The organism is Nonomuraea sp. NPDC050556 (assembly GCF_044457355.1).
Lineage (GTDB): Bacteria > Actinomycetota > Actinomycetes > Streptosporangiales > Streptosporangiaceae > Nonomuraea.
Window position 1 is genome coordinate 228,189 of sequence record NZ_JBITGU010000004.1, and the last position, 14,442, is coordinate 242,630.

At 71.9% G+C, this 14,442-nt stretch carries 9 protein-coding genes and 2 pseudogenes; 5 read left to right on the forward strand and 6 right to left on the reverse strand.

Annotation, left to right across the window (positions count from 1 at the left end; genetic code table 11):
* Positions 1-100 precede the first annotated feature (100 nt).
* On the forward strand, positions 101-1,330 hold the full coding sequence (locus ACIBG8_RS38175) for an MFS transporter (protein ID WP_397348072.1): 1,230 nt from the start codon (positions 101-103) through the stop codon (positions 1,328-1,330).
* Here the strand turns inward: ACIBG8_RS38175 and ACIBG8_RS38180 are convergent.
* Both ACIBG8_RS38180 and ACIBG8_RS38185 read right to left on the reverse strand, forming a co-directional pair.
* A pseudogene (locus ACIBG8_RS38180) lies at positions 1,313-2,416 on the reverse strand (MFS transporter); the annotation flags it as partial. The gene ACIBG8_RS38175 and the pseudogene ACIBG8_RS38180 overlap by 18 nt on opposite strands.
* Before the next feature lie 10 nt (positions 2,417-2,426).
* Positions 2,427-3,833 (reverse strand): amidase, encoded by a 1,407-nt coding sequence (locus tag ACIBG8_RS38185; RefSeq protein WP_397348073.1) that lies wholly within the window; start codon positions 3,831-3,833, stop codon positions 2,427-2,429.
* A 69-nt stretch (positions 3,834-3,902) separates the two neighbouring features.
* On the opposite strand from ACIBG8_RS38185, the gene ACIBG8_RS38190 reads away from it, so the two are divergent.
* Positions 3,903-6,437 carry a LuxR C-terminal-related transcriptional regulator gene (locus ACIBG8_RS38190; RefSeq protein WP_397348074.1) on the forward strand — a complete coding sequence of 845 codons (2,535 nt, stop codon included), beginning with the start codon at positions 3,903-3,905 and terminating at the stop codon, positions 6,435-6,437.
* On the opposite strand, the gene ACIBG8_RS38195 is transcribed toward ACIBG8_RS38190, so the two are convergent.
* Positions 6,388-6,843, reverse strand: coding sequence for an NUDIX hydrolase (locus ACIBG8_RS38195; protein WP_397348075.1), 456 nt, complete (start codon positions 6,841-6,843; stop codon positions 6,388-6,390). The genes ACIBG8_RS38190 and ACIBG8_RS38195 overlap by 50 nt on opposite strands.
* Before the next feature lie 60 nt (positions 6,844-6,903).
* On the opposite strand from ACIBG8_RS38195, the pseudogene ACIBG8_RS38200 reads away from it, so the two are divergent.
* Positions 6,904-7,125, forward strand: a pseudogene (locus ACIBG8_RS38200) (ATP-binding cassette domain-containing protein); the annotation flags it as partial.
* A gap of 44 nt (positions 7,126-7,169) precedes the next feature.
* A complete protein-coding gene (locus tag ACIBG8_RS38205) occupies positions 7,170-7,586 on the forward strand; it encodes a substrate-binding domain-containing protein (RefSeq protein ID WP_397348076.1) in 417 nt (138 codons plus the stop codon).
* On the opposite strand, the gene ACIBG8_RS38210 is transcribed toward ACIBG8_RS38205, so the two are convergent.
* Complete coding sequence (locus ACIBG8_RS38210; RefSeq protein WP_397348077.1) at positions 7,568-8,398, reverse strand: inositol-3-phosphate synthase; 831 nt, start codon at positions 8,396-8,398, stop codon at positions 7,568-7,570. The two genes, ACIBG8_RS38205 and ACIBG8_RS38210, sit on opposite strands and share 19 nt — an antisense overlap.
* 9 nt (positions 8,399-8,407) lie before the next feature.
* Positions 8,408-9,445: a hypothetical protein gene (locus ACIBG8_RS38215; RefSeq protein ID WP_397348078.1), complete on the reverse strand. Its 1,038-nt coding sequence runs from the start codon at positions 9,443-9,445 to the stop codon at positions 8,408-8,410.
* Between the two features lie 66 nt (positions 9,446-9,511).
* Between ACIBG8_RS38215 and ACIBG8_RS38220 the strand changes: the two genes are divergently transcribed.
* Positions 9,512-12,046: a LuxR C-terminal-related transcriptional regulator gene (locus ACIBG8_RS38220; RefSeq protein WP_397348079.1), complete on the forward strand. Its 2,535-nt coding sequence runs from the start codon at positions 9,512-9,514 to the stop codon at positions 12,044-12,046.
* On the opposite strand, the gene ACIBG8_RS38225 is transcribed toward ACIBG8_RS38220, so the two are convergent.
* Positions 11,999-14,440, reverse strand: coding sequence for an ATP-binding protein (locus tag ACIBG8_RS38225; RefSeq protein ID WP_397348080.1), 2,442 nt, complete (start codon positions 14,438-14,440; stop codon positions 11,999-12,001). The two genes, ACIBG8_RS38220 and ACIBG8_RS38225, sit on opposite strands and share 48 nt — an antisense overlap.
* Between the last annotated feature and the right edge of the window lie 2 nt (positions 14,441-14,442).

Here is a 14,442-nt window from a genome sequence, read left to right on the forward strand (position 1 = left end):
CCTTCCGGTAGGAAAATCTAGAATACCGTTCTAGGGGAATGTTCTAGGACAGCGTGGCAGAGATCACAGAATTCGTAAATGGGTGTGCGAAGATCTCCCGATGCGCCGCGACTTCGCGCTCCTCTGGAGCGCACAGACGACCAGCGTGCTCGGCAACGAGATCTCGATGATGGCGATTCCGCTGGTCGCGGGGCTGGTTCTGAACGCTTCGCCGTTCGAGATGGGGGTGCTGGCGGCGGCGGGCAAGTTACCCGTGCTCTTCGTGTCACTGCCCGCCGGGGCGCTGGTGGATCGCTGGCGCAAGCGCCGGGTGATGGTCGCGACGTTGCTGGTCGCGGGTACGGCGATGCTCACGGTTCCCGTCGGCGCGGTCGCGGGGACGTTGACGATGACGCAGCTCTACGCGGTCGCCATGATCGTCGGGATCTGCGAGACGATCTACAACCCGGCTTTCCAGAGCTATCCGCTGTTCCTGCTCGGGCCTGAGCGGTTGATGGACGGCAACGCCAAGCTCAGCACCTCGGGCACCGCGGCCTCGACGATCGGGCCTGGTGTGGGCGGTTTTCTGGTGGGGCTGGCGGGCCCGGCGAAAGCCGTACTGGCTGATGCTCTGTCCTACTTCGCGGCGGCGCTGATGATCGGGCTGATCCGCAAGCCCGAAACCTCCGAGCGACGCAGATCACTCAAGACCGACATGAAGGATGGACTGAGATATGTCGTCAGCCATCCTGTCCTGAGGTGGATCACGCTGCAGTCGGCGATCGTGTCGTTCCTGCTCGCGGGGTCGATCGCGCTCTACCGCGTCTACGCGGTCAAGGAGCTGCACTGGTCGCCGGTGGCGTTCGGGGTGGTCATGGGGGTGAGCTCGCTCGGCGGGGTGCTGGGCGGGCTGGTCGCCCGGCGGCTGACCGACCGGTTCGGCATGACCAGGGTCATGTTGTGGGCGAGCCTGTGCTTCGTGATCGGCGAGCTGCCGTTGCCGCTGGTCTCCCCCGGGCTGGCCGGGCAGGTCATCGTCGGGCTCGCCTGGACGTTCCTGCTGGTCGGGGCGCTGGTCTTCAACGTCACCCAGCGCAGTTACCGCCAGCTGGTCACGCCGAAGGAACTGCAGGGGCGGCTGGCGGCGACCACCCGGTTCCTGACGTGGGGCGCCACGCCGTTAGGCGCGTTGCTGGCCGGGGCGGTCGCCGAGTTCGCCGGGATGCGGCTGACGCTGCTCTTCGAGGCCGTCGGGCTGCTGCTGGGGCCGGTGGTGCTCTGGCTTTCCCCGCTGCGTACGGCGCAGCCACAGCAACCCGGCGACCACCACGAGACACCCCAACGCGCCTGACGCGATCACCAGCGACCGCGCCCCGACCAGCCCGCTGGGGGTGCCGAGCAGGTAGCCGAGCGCCACGCAGGTGTTGGCCATCATCTTGTAGTACGCCCAGGCGCTGCCGTGGGCGGACGGCTCGACCATCGTGTGCACGGCGTTGCGCACCCCCACGTTGTGCGCGCCGTTGCCGAACCCGCCGACGAGGAACACCGCCGCGATCACCCAGAAGGACGGCACCAGGCCCACGACCAGCAGCGCCACCGAGATCAGCGCGGAGCCGCCGACGACCAGGAGCGTGGTGCCCGCTCGGCGCGACCCGCCGACCAGGGAGCCGGGGAGCGCGCCGACCGCCCAGGCGGACAGCAGCAGGCCGTACAGGGTGTCGTTGCCGGTGACGCCGCGCAGGTAGAACACCCCGGCGACGCCCTCGATCGAGGTGGTCAGCATCACTCCGGCCATGACGAGCATGAGCGGGCGCAACACGGCCAGCGCCCTGAACCCGTCGCGCACCCCGCCCAGGAGCGACCTGCGCTCCCCCTCAACGGTGACCGCGCCGAGGCGCCGGGCTATGCCGTACCAGCCGAAAAGGGCAGCGGCCACGAAGGTGCCCGCGTTGATCGCCATCAGCAGCGACGACCCGGCCAGTGGGTAGAGCGACCCAGCCAGGGCGGGTCCGATCAGGAACGCCAGGGAGGACGTGGTGGTGAAGGCCGAGTTGGCCCGCGCGACGGGCACGTCGCCCGCGATGGCGGGCAGGAGCTTGAACGCGGCAGCCCCGGTGGCGACGTTGACCACGTTCGCCACCGCCACGAAGACCAGCGTGAGCCAGAAGACCGGCGACAGCGCGGCAGCGGTGAAACAGACACCTTCCAGGATCAGCCCGTAGATCCAGACCTTGCGGGCGTCGCGCTGGTCCACCGCGCTGCCCAGGAACGGCGCGAGCAGCAGCGGCGGGATCAGCTCGCCGAAAAAGACCGCGGTGACCCACCACGGCTGCCCCTGTTTCGCCGCGTCGAGCACAAGGGCAAGCGAGGCCAGGCTGTCGCCGACGATGGACTGCACGTTGATCGCCAGGAGCAACCACAGGGTCTTGCTGCGCACCCGCCGGAAGCTAGCAGCGGGTGACGAGTGGGTTCCAGCGGTTATTCCATGGCATGGCCGCCTCCAACTGGGACGCGACGCGGAAGAGCAGGTCCTCCCTGCCGTACGGCGCCACCAACTGCACGCCGATCGGCAGCCCTGAGGCGCTCTGGCCCAGGGGCAGGCTGATCGCGGGCTGGCCGGTGACGTTGAAGAGCATCGTGAACGGGCCGTAAGCGAAGAGCTGGTCGAGCCACCCGCGCATGGTCTCCTGCTGCACCAGCGAGCCGTGCGGCAACGGAAGCTGCCCGAGCGTGGGCGTGACGAGCAGGTCGTACGAGGTGAAAAACGCTCCGACCGACCGCGACACCCGGTTCTGGGCGCCGAGCAGCCGCAGGAGCTCCACCGACCCCGTCCTCCTGGCGAAGTCGAGCAGCAGCACCGACAGCGGCTCCAGCAGCTCCACGGGCGGCTGCCGCGGCGCGAGCAGCACCGGCGCGGCCACCGCGACGAGCTGCGCGGACAACCCCTCCATCGCCTCGTCCCAGTCGACGACCGGGCTCGCCTCGGCCAGGTGGTGTCCCAGTTCCTCCAGCTTCGCCGCCACGGCGAGAGCCGCACCGGCGACCTCGGGCGCGACGGCGGAGCCCGACCAGGCGGTGGTGGTCACGGCGACCCGCAGCCTGCCGGGGTCCGCGCCGAGTTCCTCCGCATACGAGCGGACCGGAGGCGGAGCGGTGTACTTGTCCCCGACGCCCGGCCCGTGCACGGCGTCCAGCAGATGCGCACAATCACGCACGGACCTGGTCAGCGCGAACTCGTACGCCATCCCCAGCATCGGCTCGCCCATGTCCGGACCGCTCGTCGTCCGCCCCCTGCTGGGCTTCAGCCCCACCAGCCCGCAGGCAGATGCCGGGACCCGCAGCGACCCCGCCCCGTCACCCCCGTGCGCGAGCGGTACGGCTCCCGCCGCCACCAGAGCCGCCGAGCCGCCGCTCGACCCGCCCGCGCCGCGAGAAAGGTCCCAGGGATTCCGGGTCACGCCGTATTTGACCGACTCCGTGGCGAAACTGATCGCCATCTCGGGCGCGGTGGTCTGGCCCAGGGTGGCCAGCCCCGCCTTCCTGAACCTCTTCATCAGGTCGGTGTCGTGGTGAGCGGGAATGTCCGGGATGCCGCGGCAGCCGATCGAGAACGGCACGCCTTCGGCGATCGGCCCGAGGTCCTTGATCAGGAACGGCACCCCGGCGAACGGCCCGTCGCCGGAGTGCGCGAGCGCCTCGGGGAACAATGGCCTGGTCAACCCGTTGACCTGCGCGTTCGCGACCTCCAGCGCGCGCCTGGCCACCTCCTCCACCTCGGCAGAACTCACCTTGCCCGTGGCGATCAGCTCGCTCAGGCCGACGGCGTCATGGCTCACGTACTCATGAATGTCCATGACGCCCAGCCTGCGCCGCCGGGCGCGGCCGGGGCATCAGCGCCAGTACTGAACCGCCACACTGAGACCATGGACAGCTTCGTCGGCCGCGCGCCCGAGCTCGCCCTGCTCCGGACGGCGATCGCCGAGCGCGGGCGCGTCGTGCTGGTGTCGGGGCCGGCGGGCATCGGCAAGTCGCGGCTGGTGGCCGAGGCGGTGTCGGGCGTGCCGGGCGTGGTGTGGGGGCGGTGCGTGGCCGAGGACGGCGCGCCGCCGCTGTGGCCGTGGTCGCGCGTCCTGGGCGGGCTGCCCGCCGTTCCCTTCGAGGCGGCTGACGCGCGGTTCCTCCTGCTGGCCACGCTCACCGAGCAGGTGCTCGGGACCGATCTCGTCGTGGTGCTGGACGATCTGCACGACGCGGACGAGGCGTCTCTGGCGCTGCTCAGGCAGGTGGCCGCGGAGATCGCGGGGTCGCGGGTGCTCGTCATCGCCACCCACCGGGACACGCCCGGACTGACCTCGACGCTGGCTGCCCTGCGTGGCGGGCTGGCTGTGCGGAGTGTGGCTCTTTCTCCGTTCACGACCGAGGAGGTGGCTCTTTGTCTCGGGGGTACGGCTCGCGCCGCTTCCGTGCGGGAACGTACGGGTGGGTTGCCGCTGCTGGTGGCTGCGATGGCTCGGGACGGCGGGCCGGACGCGCCTGGTGACCTGCACGTTCTCGTCCAGCGGATGCTCGGGGGGCTGCCGTCGGAGGTGCGGGCGACGGCTGCGGCGGCTGCTGTGCTGGGGGAGGATCTGGGGGTGCTGGCGGAGGTGCGCGAGCTGCCTCAGGGCAGGATAAATGCGCATCTGAGCGAGTTGGTCCAGGCAGGGTTGCTCACTGAGGCATATCGGTTCACGCACGCGCTGGTCAGGGAGAGCATCGCCACCGACCCGGATCTGCATCGGCGGGCGGCGCTGGCCCTGGAGCGTCACTCCGGCGTTCCCGCACGCATCGCCACGCACTGGGAGCGGGCGGGCACCGACCCGGACGCGACGATCCGCTGGAAACGCGCCGCGGCCGCCGAAGCGCTGCGGCTGCACGCCCCGGAGGAGGCGGCGCGGCTGCTCTCCCAGATCGTGCATCCGCCCCCTGAGGTGCTGGTCGAGCTCGCCAACGCGGAGTTTCTCGCAGGCCGGGTACGGCAGAGCGTCACGCGCTGCGTCGAGGCCGCCGACGCAGCCGCGGGGAGGCCGGACCTGGTGGCCGCCGCCGCGCTGGTGGTCCGGGGCGCGGGCGATCCGTGGGTGCTCGCCCAGGCGATCGCCCTGTGCGACCGCGCGCTCGCCCACGCGGACGGAGTGCTGAGGGCAAGGCTCCTGGCGCGCAAGGCGTCGCTGGAGGTTGACGCCGACCAGTCGGCAGCAGCCGAAGATGCGTTGTCGGAGGCGGAGGCCTGTGACGATCCCTCGGCGTTGCTCGATGCCGCCAGGGCGCGGGTCGGTGCGCTCGGCCAGCCGGGTGACGTGGCGGAGCGGCTGCGCATGGCCGACCTCACGATCGCCACGGCTCGCCGTACCGGACAGCCCATGGCGGCGGCCCGCGCCCACCTGTGGCGCGCCGACGCCGCCTACCAGCAGGCAGACCTGCCAAGCGTGGACCGCGAGCTGGCCAGGCTGGCCGAGCTGGCCACCGAGACCAGGCTCCCGACCGCCCGCTGGTACCACCTGCGCGCCTCAGCCGCCAGATCCGCCCTGTCCGGCCGGTTCGACCAGGCCAGGGAGGAATCCACCGAGGCCAGAAACATCGCAACAAAGATGGGCGACCCCCTGGCCGAAGTGACCAGCGACGTCTTCGCCGGGCTCGTGGCCTTGGTCCGCGGCGACCCGCGCGACCTGCCCACCTCACCGGCCTTCCCGCGGATCCCCGTCCTCGAAGCCGCCCAGGCGCTGGCCCTCCACCTCAACGGCGCGCGAGACGAGGCGTACGCGAAGTACGAGCGGCTAAGGCTGCAGTTGCGCCACCCCCGCCCAGGCCCCCGCTGGCTCGGCGTGCTGCAGCACGTGACCGAGCTCGTGGAGGCCTTCGACGACGAGGAGGCCGCCGAGTGGGCCCTCCCGCTGTGGACGCCATGGATGGAGTGCGGCGGCCTCCCGGGAGGCGCGGACAGCTTCTGCGGCGGCGCGGCGGCCCGCGCGGTGGGCCGCATGCACGCCGTACGAGGCCACTGGGACGAGGCGGTGGCCGCGTTCCGTACGGCAGCCGAGATCAACCTCCGCCTCGACGCCCGCCCATGGCTCGTGCACACCTGGCTGGACCTGGCCGCCGCCCTGCGCCACCAGGGCAACCTGGCCGAGGCGACCGACCTGGCGGACCGGGCGGCGGCCGAAGCCAGGCGCCTCGACCTGCCAGGCCCGCTCGAACGCGCCGAGAACACCCACCCGCTGACCGCGCGCGAGCGCGAGGTGGCCGACCTGGTCCTTCAGGCCCTGTCGAACCGCCAGATAGCCGACCGCCTGGTGCTGAGCGAGCGCACGGTGGAGACCCACGTGCGGCACATCCTCACCAAACTGGGCCTCTCCAACCGTACGGAACTCATTGCCCGGCCTTTCGGAGGAGCTCCGCGAGGTTGGCGGGGAAGATGACCTCGGTGGTGGCGGAAAGGTCGGCCACGGACCACCAGCGGTACTCCAGGGTGGTCTCCTTCTCGATGTCCTCCATGTGGGCGAAGGAGACCTCCGCGTCGCCGACGTGAACGGCGAAGAACGTCTGGTCCTGCACGATGTCGTACTCGGCGAACCTGAACTCGACCGTGCTCGTCTCCAGCGGCCCGACGAAGTCGTCCACCGAGGCCACGATGCCGACCTCCTCGCGGAGCTCGCGCACCGCGGCCTCCTGAAGGGTCTCGTCGCCCTCGGTCGCGCCGCCGATCGTGAACCAGTAGGTCCGCGACGGGTGGTGCGGGTCGAAGCCGTGGAGCATGAGGACGCGGCCCTGCGAGTCGAGGGGAAGGGCGCGGGCGGTGTAGCGGCGCAAAGGGATACGAGTCACGGCGAGACAGCATACGACGCGGGGGTTGACAACGCTGTCATAAGATCTCTTGATGGATCCATGGCGCTGCTTGAGGCACGCGGGATCGAGAAGAGCTACGGCCATGTCGAGGCGCTGCGCGGCGCCGACTTCACCCTGCTGCCCGGCGAGGTCGTCGCGCTGATCGGCGACAACGGGGCGGGCAAGTCCACCCTGGCGAAGATCCTGTCCGGGGTCGAGTCGCCCGACAGGGGAAATATCACGCTCAATGATCAGCAAATCGCCTTCGAAACCGTAGAAGACGCCCGCAAAGCGGGCATCGAGAGTGTTTCCCAAGATCTCGCGCTATGTCAGGACCTGACGCCTGCGGTGTGCAGTATTCGCACAACGATGTCGGCGAGGCGTCCAAGATCCTCAATGCGGCGCTGGCCAAGGACACCGACCTGGCCGGGGTCTTCGCCACCAACCTCAACTCGGCCACCGGGGCGGGCTCCGCGCTGCAGCAGGCGGGCAAGCTCGGCCAGGTCAAGATGGTCGGCTTCGACGCGGGCCCGGCGCAGGTCAAGCAGCTCCAGGACGGCGTCGTCCAGGCGCTCATCGCCCAGCTCCCCGGCGAGATCGGCGCCAAGGGCGTCGAGCAGGCGGTGGCCGCGGTCAAGGGCCGGCAGGTGACCGCCTCCATCCCGACGGACGCCAGCATCGTCACCAAGGACAACCTCGCCCAGCCCGACATCCAGAAGGTGCTCTACAAGGCGGGCTGCTGATCCGACTTCATGAGCGCGGAGGGCACCACCCCGCCGATCCCGGCGTCCAGCGCCCGCTTGGCCTGCTCGATCGCGGCCAGGACGTTGCCGGCGGCGCTCGGTGAATCCTCCACGCTCATCCGCACCTCGACCTCGACGGCCGTCCCGCCGAACCCCTCCCCTTCCAAGCGGATGTAGGCGACCTTGCGGTCTTCGAGCCACGGCACGTAGGCCGCGCCCACGTGAGCGGAGATGCCCGCCCCCTGCGCTTTGGTGGCCTGCTTCGACTTGAGGGCGGCGGGGTCCTGGAGAGCCAGGAAGTCCATGTTGCCGCCGTTGTTGAGCTGGTAGGAGTTGGTGAGCTTCACCCCGTTCCGGGAGAGCGCGTCGACCAGCGCCCGATGCACGAGGGTGGAGCCGAACTGGCTCTTGAGGTCGTCCCCGATCAGCGGCACCCCCGCGTCAGCGAAGCGCCGCGCCCACTCGGGCGAGCGGGCCAGTACGGCGGGCATGCAGTTCACGAACGCGCACCCGGCCTCCAGCGCCATCGCCGCGTAGTGCTCCGCCGCCTCCTGGTTGCCCGTCGGCAGGAAGTTGACCAGCACGTCCGTGCCCTCCAGCGCCCCCGAGGGGCCGGACACGGTCACCCCGAGGTGCGGCACGTCGGCGAACCTCCGCGCGTTGTTCGGCGCCGCCCAGATCGCCTCCGACAGGTCGCGTCCCACCTTGCCCGGGTCGACGTCGAACGCGGCGGTGAACCGTACCTGCTCGTGCGCCCCCTGCACCAGCGACGACGCGCAGTTGCCCACCCCGACCAGCCCCACTTTGACCATGAACGAGCACTATAGGCCGCGGCCGAGGTCCACGATGAAGCGGGCGAGCGCCGCCCTCCTGGCGAACAGCTGCTCCAGCTCCGGCGTCACCTCCTCGCCCAGCCGTTCCAGGGGCAGCGCCTGCCAGGCGCTGCGCAGCACGAGCGAGGCCACGTAACCGAAGGAGACGTCGGCCGGGTCCGCGTCGACCTGACCGAGGTAGGCGGCCTCGATCGTCTCGTGGATGGCGGGCAGGTCCTCCGGGTCGGTGGCGCCCGCCTGGGCCAGCCCGACGAGCAGCTGCCCGAGGTCGAACCCGACCGGCGCCGCGTGCGGCCAGCCCCAGTCGATGGCCACGAAGTCGGCCGACCCGTCTGTGGGCACGAGCAGGTTCTGCGGGCAGGCGTCGCCGTGCGGCATCGTGTGCGGCAGCCGGTCCAGCGCGGCCATGAGCGGCTCGATCCGTTCAGCGAGCGACAGCAGGTCGGCGCGCAGCAGCGGGTCCGCGTGCTCGGCGACCAGCGGGTGCCGCCAGGTGGCCGGATCGCGCAGGAGCGGCAGGAACGCGTTCCGCAGCGGCCCGTCGATGTAGTAGCGCATGCCGAGGTTGGGCCCCCGCGCGGGACGCAGGGACGCCAGCTCTCCCAGCAGCCGCGCGGCGCGCCTGTAGCGGGTCAGATCCCACCCGTCCCTGGCTGCGTCCACGTCCTCCATCCACATGTTCATGCGGTCGTCGCCCAGGTCCTCCATCAGGTAGAGCACGGGCAGCCGGAACCCCGGCGGCAGCGGGGGCGGGCACAGGTAGACGTCGGCGTCCGCACGCCACGGGAAGTGGGCGACGGCGGCCTCCCGCAGGTGCTCGGGCACCATGTCCATGCCCTCCCAGTGCTTCATCGACATGATCGACTTGACGACGAACGACCACGGGACGCCGTCCTTCGTGGTGCCGTGCAACCGCCGCAGGGCGGCCGTCGACAGGGCGCCCGAGGCGACGTGCTCCTCGTGCTGCTCGGCCACCTCGGCCCGCGGATCACCCACGCAGGCCCGCACGACATCCTCAACGCTCATGGTCACACCATCCGTGCCGCTCGAATCCGCTCGCATGAGTACGGCCTACTCAAATAGCCTCATCATGTGTGGCCTTTCTACGGGCGCGCGGCCCAGGTGGCAACGATCAGGTCGGCTGACAGCGGAATCGTCGTGGCCGGCGCTCCTGGCGCGGGCAAAAGCCGGCTGGTGGCGCACGCGGTCGACGGGGCCGCGTGGGTGCGCGCGACCGAGGCCGCCGCCGAGCTTCCCCTGGGCGCGTTCGCCTCGCTGCTGCCCGCGACCCCGCCCGAGGGCAACCCGCTGGGCTGGGCGGCAGCGGCGATCCAGACACCGGTACTCGTCGTCGACGACGCGCATCTGCTCGACTCCGCCTCTGCCGCGCTGCTGCACCATCTGGTGGTGCGCCGCCGTACCAAGGTGATCGCGACGGTGCGCAGCGAGACCAGGGCGCCCGACGCGGTGCAGGCGTTGTGGAAGGACGACCTGCTCCCCCGCCTCGACCTGGCCCCGCTCTCGGCCGAGGAGACGACCGGCCTGCTGGAGCGGGCGCTGGGCGGCAGGATCGAGCCGTCGGCCGCCGACAGGTTGTGGCGCGCGAGCCAGGGCAACGCCCTCTACCTGCGTGAGCTGGTCCTTTCCGGCCTCCTCAGCGATGCGACGGGTATCTGGCGCTGGCGCGGCGCGGTGAAGATGACGCCGTCGCTGCGTCAGACGATCGCCGACCGCATCGGCGAGATCACCGCAGAGGAGCGCGAGGTGCTGGAGCTGCTGGCCTACGGCGAGCCGCTCGGCGCCGACCTGCTGGCCGGGCTCGGCTCGGCCGGTGCGGTGGAGGAGCTGGAGGACCGCCAGCTCGTGACCGTGGAGCACGACGGCAAGCGCCTGAACGTACGGCTCGCGCACCCGTTGTACGGCGAGGTGATCAGGGCGGGATGCGGGGTGCTGCGCTCGCGCAAGCTGATGCGCAGGCTCGCTGACACCGTCACCACGACCGGCCTGCACAGGCGGGAAGACCTGCTCAGAGTGGCCGTCTGGCGGCTCGACAGCGGCGTGGCCACCGATCCAGACCTGCTGATCGCCGGGTGCGACAGGGCCAAGATGATCCGCGACCTCGAGCTGGCCGCCAAGCTCGGCAGGGCGGCGGTCGACGCGGGCGGCGGCCCGCGCGCCCTCTACCTGCTGGGCATGGTGCTCTTCTACGCGAACTGCCACGAGGAGGCGGAGGACACCTACGCCAGGTTGTGGGAGATGGACATGCCGGAGGAGGTCAGGCTGGAGTGCGGGGTCTCGCGCTGCTTCAACCTCCTGTGGGGGCTTGGCCGGATCGACGCCGCGCGGGCCGTGCTCGACGAGACCGAGCGGGCGGTCACCTCGGTGGAGCTCGTGCAGGCCGTGTACGGCACGCGCTCGACCGTCGCCTATGGCTGCGGCGACCTGGACGCGGCCTGGGACTGGGTCGCGCGCGGGCGCGCGCTCGGACCGCTGCCGCCGCGCGGGGTGCTCGCGCACGGCGCCACCGAGTCGATCATGCTGGCGCTGAGCGGCAGGCCGCGCGAGTGCCTGCAGTGGGTCGCCGAGGCCACCGTCGAGTTCGCCAAGGCGCCGCACGCGCTGCCGAGCCTGACCGCGGTGCTCAAGGACGCGGCCTCGCACGCCTCGCTCCAGCTCGGCGAGCTGGACAACGCCGAGCGTTACGCCGACGAGGGTTACCGGCTCGACGGCGACTTCGGCACATGGACCAGGGTGATCCTGCAGTTCGGCGCGCGAAAGGCCGAGATCTCCAGGCTACGCGGCCGGCTGCGCGACGCGCTGGCCTGGGCCAAGGAGACCGCGACGCGGCTGCCGCCCGTCAACGTCATGGCCGGGCTCTGCCTGGGCGAGCTGGCCCACGCCCACGCCCTGCTCGGCGACGTGGCAGCGGCGGAAGCCGTGCTGGAGCAGGCCGAGCGGCGCCACCTGCCGGTCGGCCCCTACGAAACGGCTGGGCTCCGTTTCGCCAGAGCGTGGACGCTGGCCGCGCGCGGCGACCTGGCGGGCGCGGTGGCGGAGTCGCTGGCGCACGCGGGCGAAGCGCTGCCGTGCCACGCGGCGTTCGCGCTGCACGACGTGGTACGGCTGGGCCAGCCCGAGCTGGTCGACGGCAGGATCAGCGGCGAGGGGCCGCTGATCGCCCTGTTCGCCAGGCACGCGCTGGCCCGCGACGGCTCCTCCTTCGAGGCGGTGTCGAAGGAGTTCGAGGCGCTCGGCCTGATCCTCTACGCGGCCGAGGCGTCGGCGCGGGCGGCCACGCGCTACCGCGACGAGGGGCTGAGCCGCGCTGCGCGTGCGGCGGAGACCCGGGCGTGGATGCTCTCGCGGCGCTGCCAGGGCGCGCGCACGCTGCCGCTGCTCGACCTCGACGTGCCGGGGCTCACGCCGAGGCAGCGCGAGATCGCGATCCTGGCCGCGCAGGGCCTGACCAACAGGGAGATCGCCGAGCGCCTCTACGTGTCGATCCGTACGGTCTCCAACACGCTGGTCGCCGTCTACGAGCGCACCGGCGTGAACGACCGGGCGGCGCTGGCCGAGCTGCTAGATCAGGCCCTCCCGCCGGGCCAGGGCGGCGGCCTCGATCCGTGACGAGGCGCCCAGCTTGGCCAGGATGTTGGACACGTGCACCCCTGACGTCCTGGAGGAGATGAACAGCCGCTCGGCGATCTGCTTGTTGCTGAGCCCCTCGGACACCAGCCTGAGCACCTCCAGCTCGCGCGCGGTCAGCCCGGACCCGGCCGTGAGCGCCATCCTGCCGGTGGCCGCGACCGCCTCGACGTCCTTGAGCAGCGGCCCCGCCCCGAGCTCCGTCGCGACGGCGGCGGACTCGCGCAGCCACGGCTCGGCCACCTGCCTGTCCCCCTCGGCCAGGGCACGCTCGGCGCCGCGCAGCAGGACCCGCCCCAGCATGTACGGCTGGCCGACCGCGCGCCAGGCGGCGACCGCCGGTTCCCAGGGCGCGCCGCACTCGGCGTCGAAGGTGCTCCGGTGCGCCTGCTGGAGCCGTCCCGCGGTGACGAGGCCGGGCGGTGCCTGCCGTACGCCGGAGAACCGGGCGGCCAGCACCAGGATCGGCCACGCGTAGCGCCGGGTCCTGGTCAGGTCGTGCGAGGACAGGGCGTGGTCGACCACCCGCCTGGCCCGCTCGTGGTCGCCCGCCGCCTGCGCGTAGTTGGCTTCGAGCAGGTCGGGTTCGAGACAGGAGTCGTAGCCGCGCGAGGTGCCCAGCATCAGCGGGCGCGCCTCGGCGACGACGTCGGCCGCCGTGTCCAGGTCGCCCTGCCACACCGCGACCGTGCCACGGACGAGCAGCAGCCAGGCGCGGTAGATCGGCGGCGGGTCGAGCGCGAGCGCCTCGGTCACGACCTCGTGCGCCTCCTTCCACCGGCCGAGCGAGGCGAGCGGCTCGGCCAGGTTGGCGGCCAGGAGCGTGCCGCGCGAGCGGGCCAGGCCCATGCGTCGGGCCTGCGCGATGCCCCTGCGGGCGACGGCCTCCGCCCTGGCGTGCTCGCCCGCAGCCTCCAGCACGTCGGCCTCGCTGGCCTCGGCGACGAGCAGGGTGTCGTGGTCGGCGGCCTGCCGCCTGGCCCTGTCGTAGAGGCCGGCTGCCTCGTCGAGGTCCTGGGTGAGCGCGGCCAGGGTGATCAGCGACCTGGTGTCGCCGAGCGCGGCCGCCTTCTCGGCGTGGGCGCGCGCCTCGGTTTCCATGCCGTTCCAGTACAGGGTGGCCGCCAGGGCGCCGAGCAGGCGCGGGGTGTCCGGCGCCAGCCGTACGGCTCTGCGCAGGTCGTCGAGGCCGTCCTCGCCGAGCTGGTCGCGGATGGCGACCCTGAGCTCCAGCAGCGTCGCCGTCCGCGCCGGGTCCTCGACCTCGGCCAGGGCCGCGGTCGCCAGCTCCTCGGCGCGTCTCGCCTCGCCCGCGTGCAGGGCGTGCCTGGCAGCGAGCTCCAGCACGGTCGCGTGCTCGACGCCGGACGACGGCTCCCACAGCTCCAGGACCCGCTCGTAGCGCCGCGCCTGCCACGCCGACTCGAACGCGCGCGGCCGGTCGCCCGCCTCGTACCAGTGGTCGGCCGCCATCGACGGCCGGTCGGCCAGCGCCTCGGCGTAGCGCCTGTGCAGCCGGATGCGCTCGCCGGGCAGCAGGTCGCCGTAGACCGCCTCGCGGATCATGGTGTGCCTGAAGGTGTAGCCGTCGCCGTCGACCAGCAGGAACCTGCCGCGCACCAGGGGACGCAACGCGTCGTCCAGCGCCAGCTCGTCCAGGCCCGCGAGGTCGCACAGGAGCCGGTGCTCGACCCGGCGCCCGCCGACGGCCGCGACGCGCAGCACGTCGAGGGCGACCGGCGCGAGCCGTTCCGCCCCGGCCAGCAGCACCTCGCGCAGCGAGCCGAACGTGCCCGCGTCGACCAGCGCCTCCACGAACAGCGGGTTGCCCTCGCTGCGCGCCAGGACCTGGTCGACGTCGCACGCTCCGGCGACCATCGCCGCGACGTCGTCGCGGCCCAGCGGGCGCGGCTTGACCAGGGTGACGTCGCCGATCCTGGTCAGCGGCCACAGGTGCGGGCTCTCGCGGGAGGTGCAGATCAGCCTGACGTTCTCCGACATGAGGTTGCGCAGCAGGAAGGTGAGGAGGTCGAGGCTGGACTGGTCGGCCCAGTGCAGGTCCTCCAGCACCAGGACGATCGGGCGCTCGGCCCCCGCGCGCTCCAGGAAGACCAGGACCTCCTCGAACAGCCGCGCCCGGTCCGCGCCCGGATTGCTCAGCTCGGGCCGGACGCCGGGCAGCCGCCGCATGGCCGCGACGAACGGCGCGTACGGCAGGCTGCCGGGGTCGGCGCCGCCCACGGCCACCAGGGCGTCGAGGGTCGCGACGTGCTCCTTGACGAGCCGCGACTTGCCGATGCCCGGCTCGCCGTACACGAGCGTGGCTGCGGGGGCGGCGGCCAGCGCCTCGAGCTCCTGATCGCGACCTACGAACACGT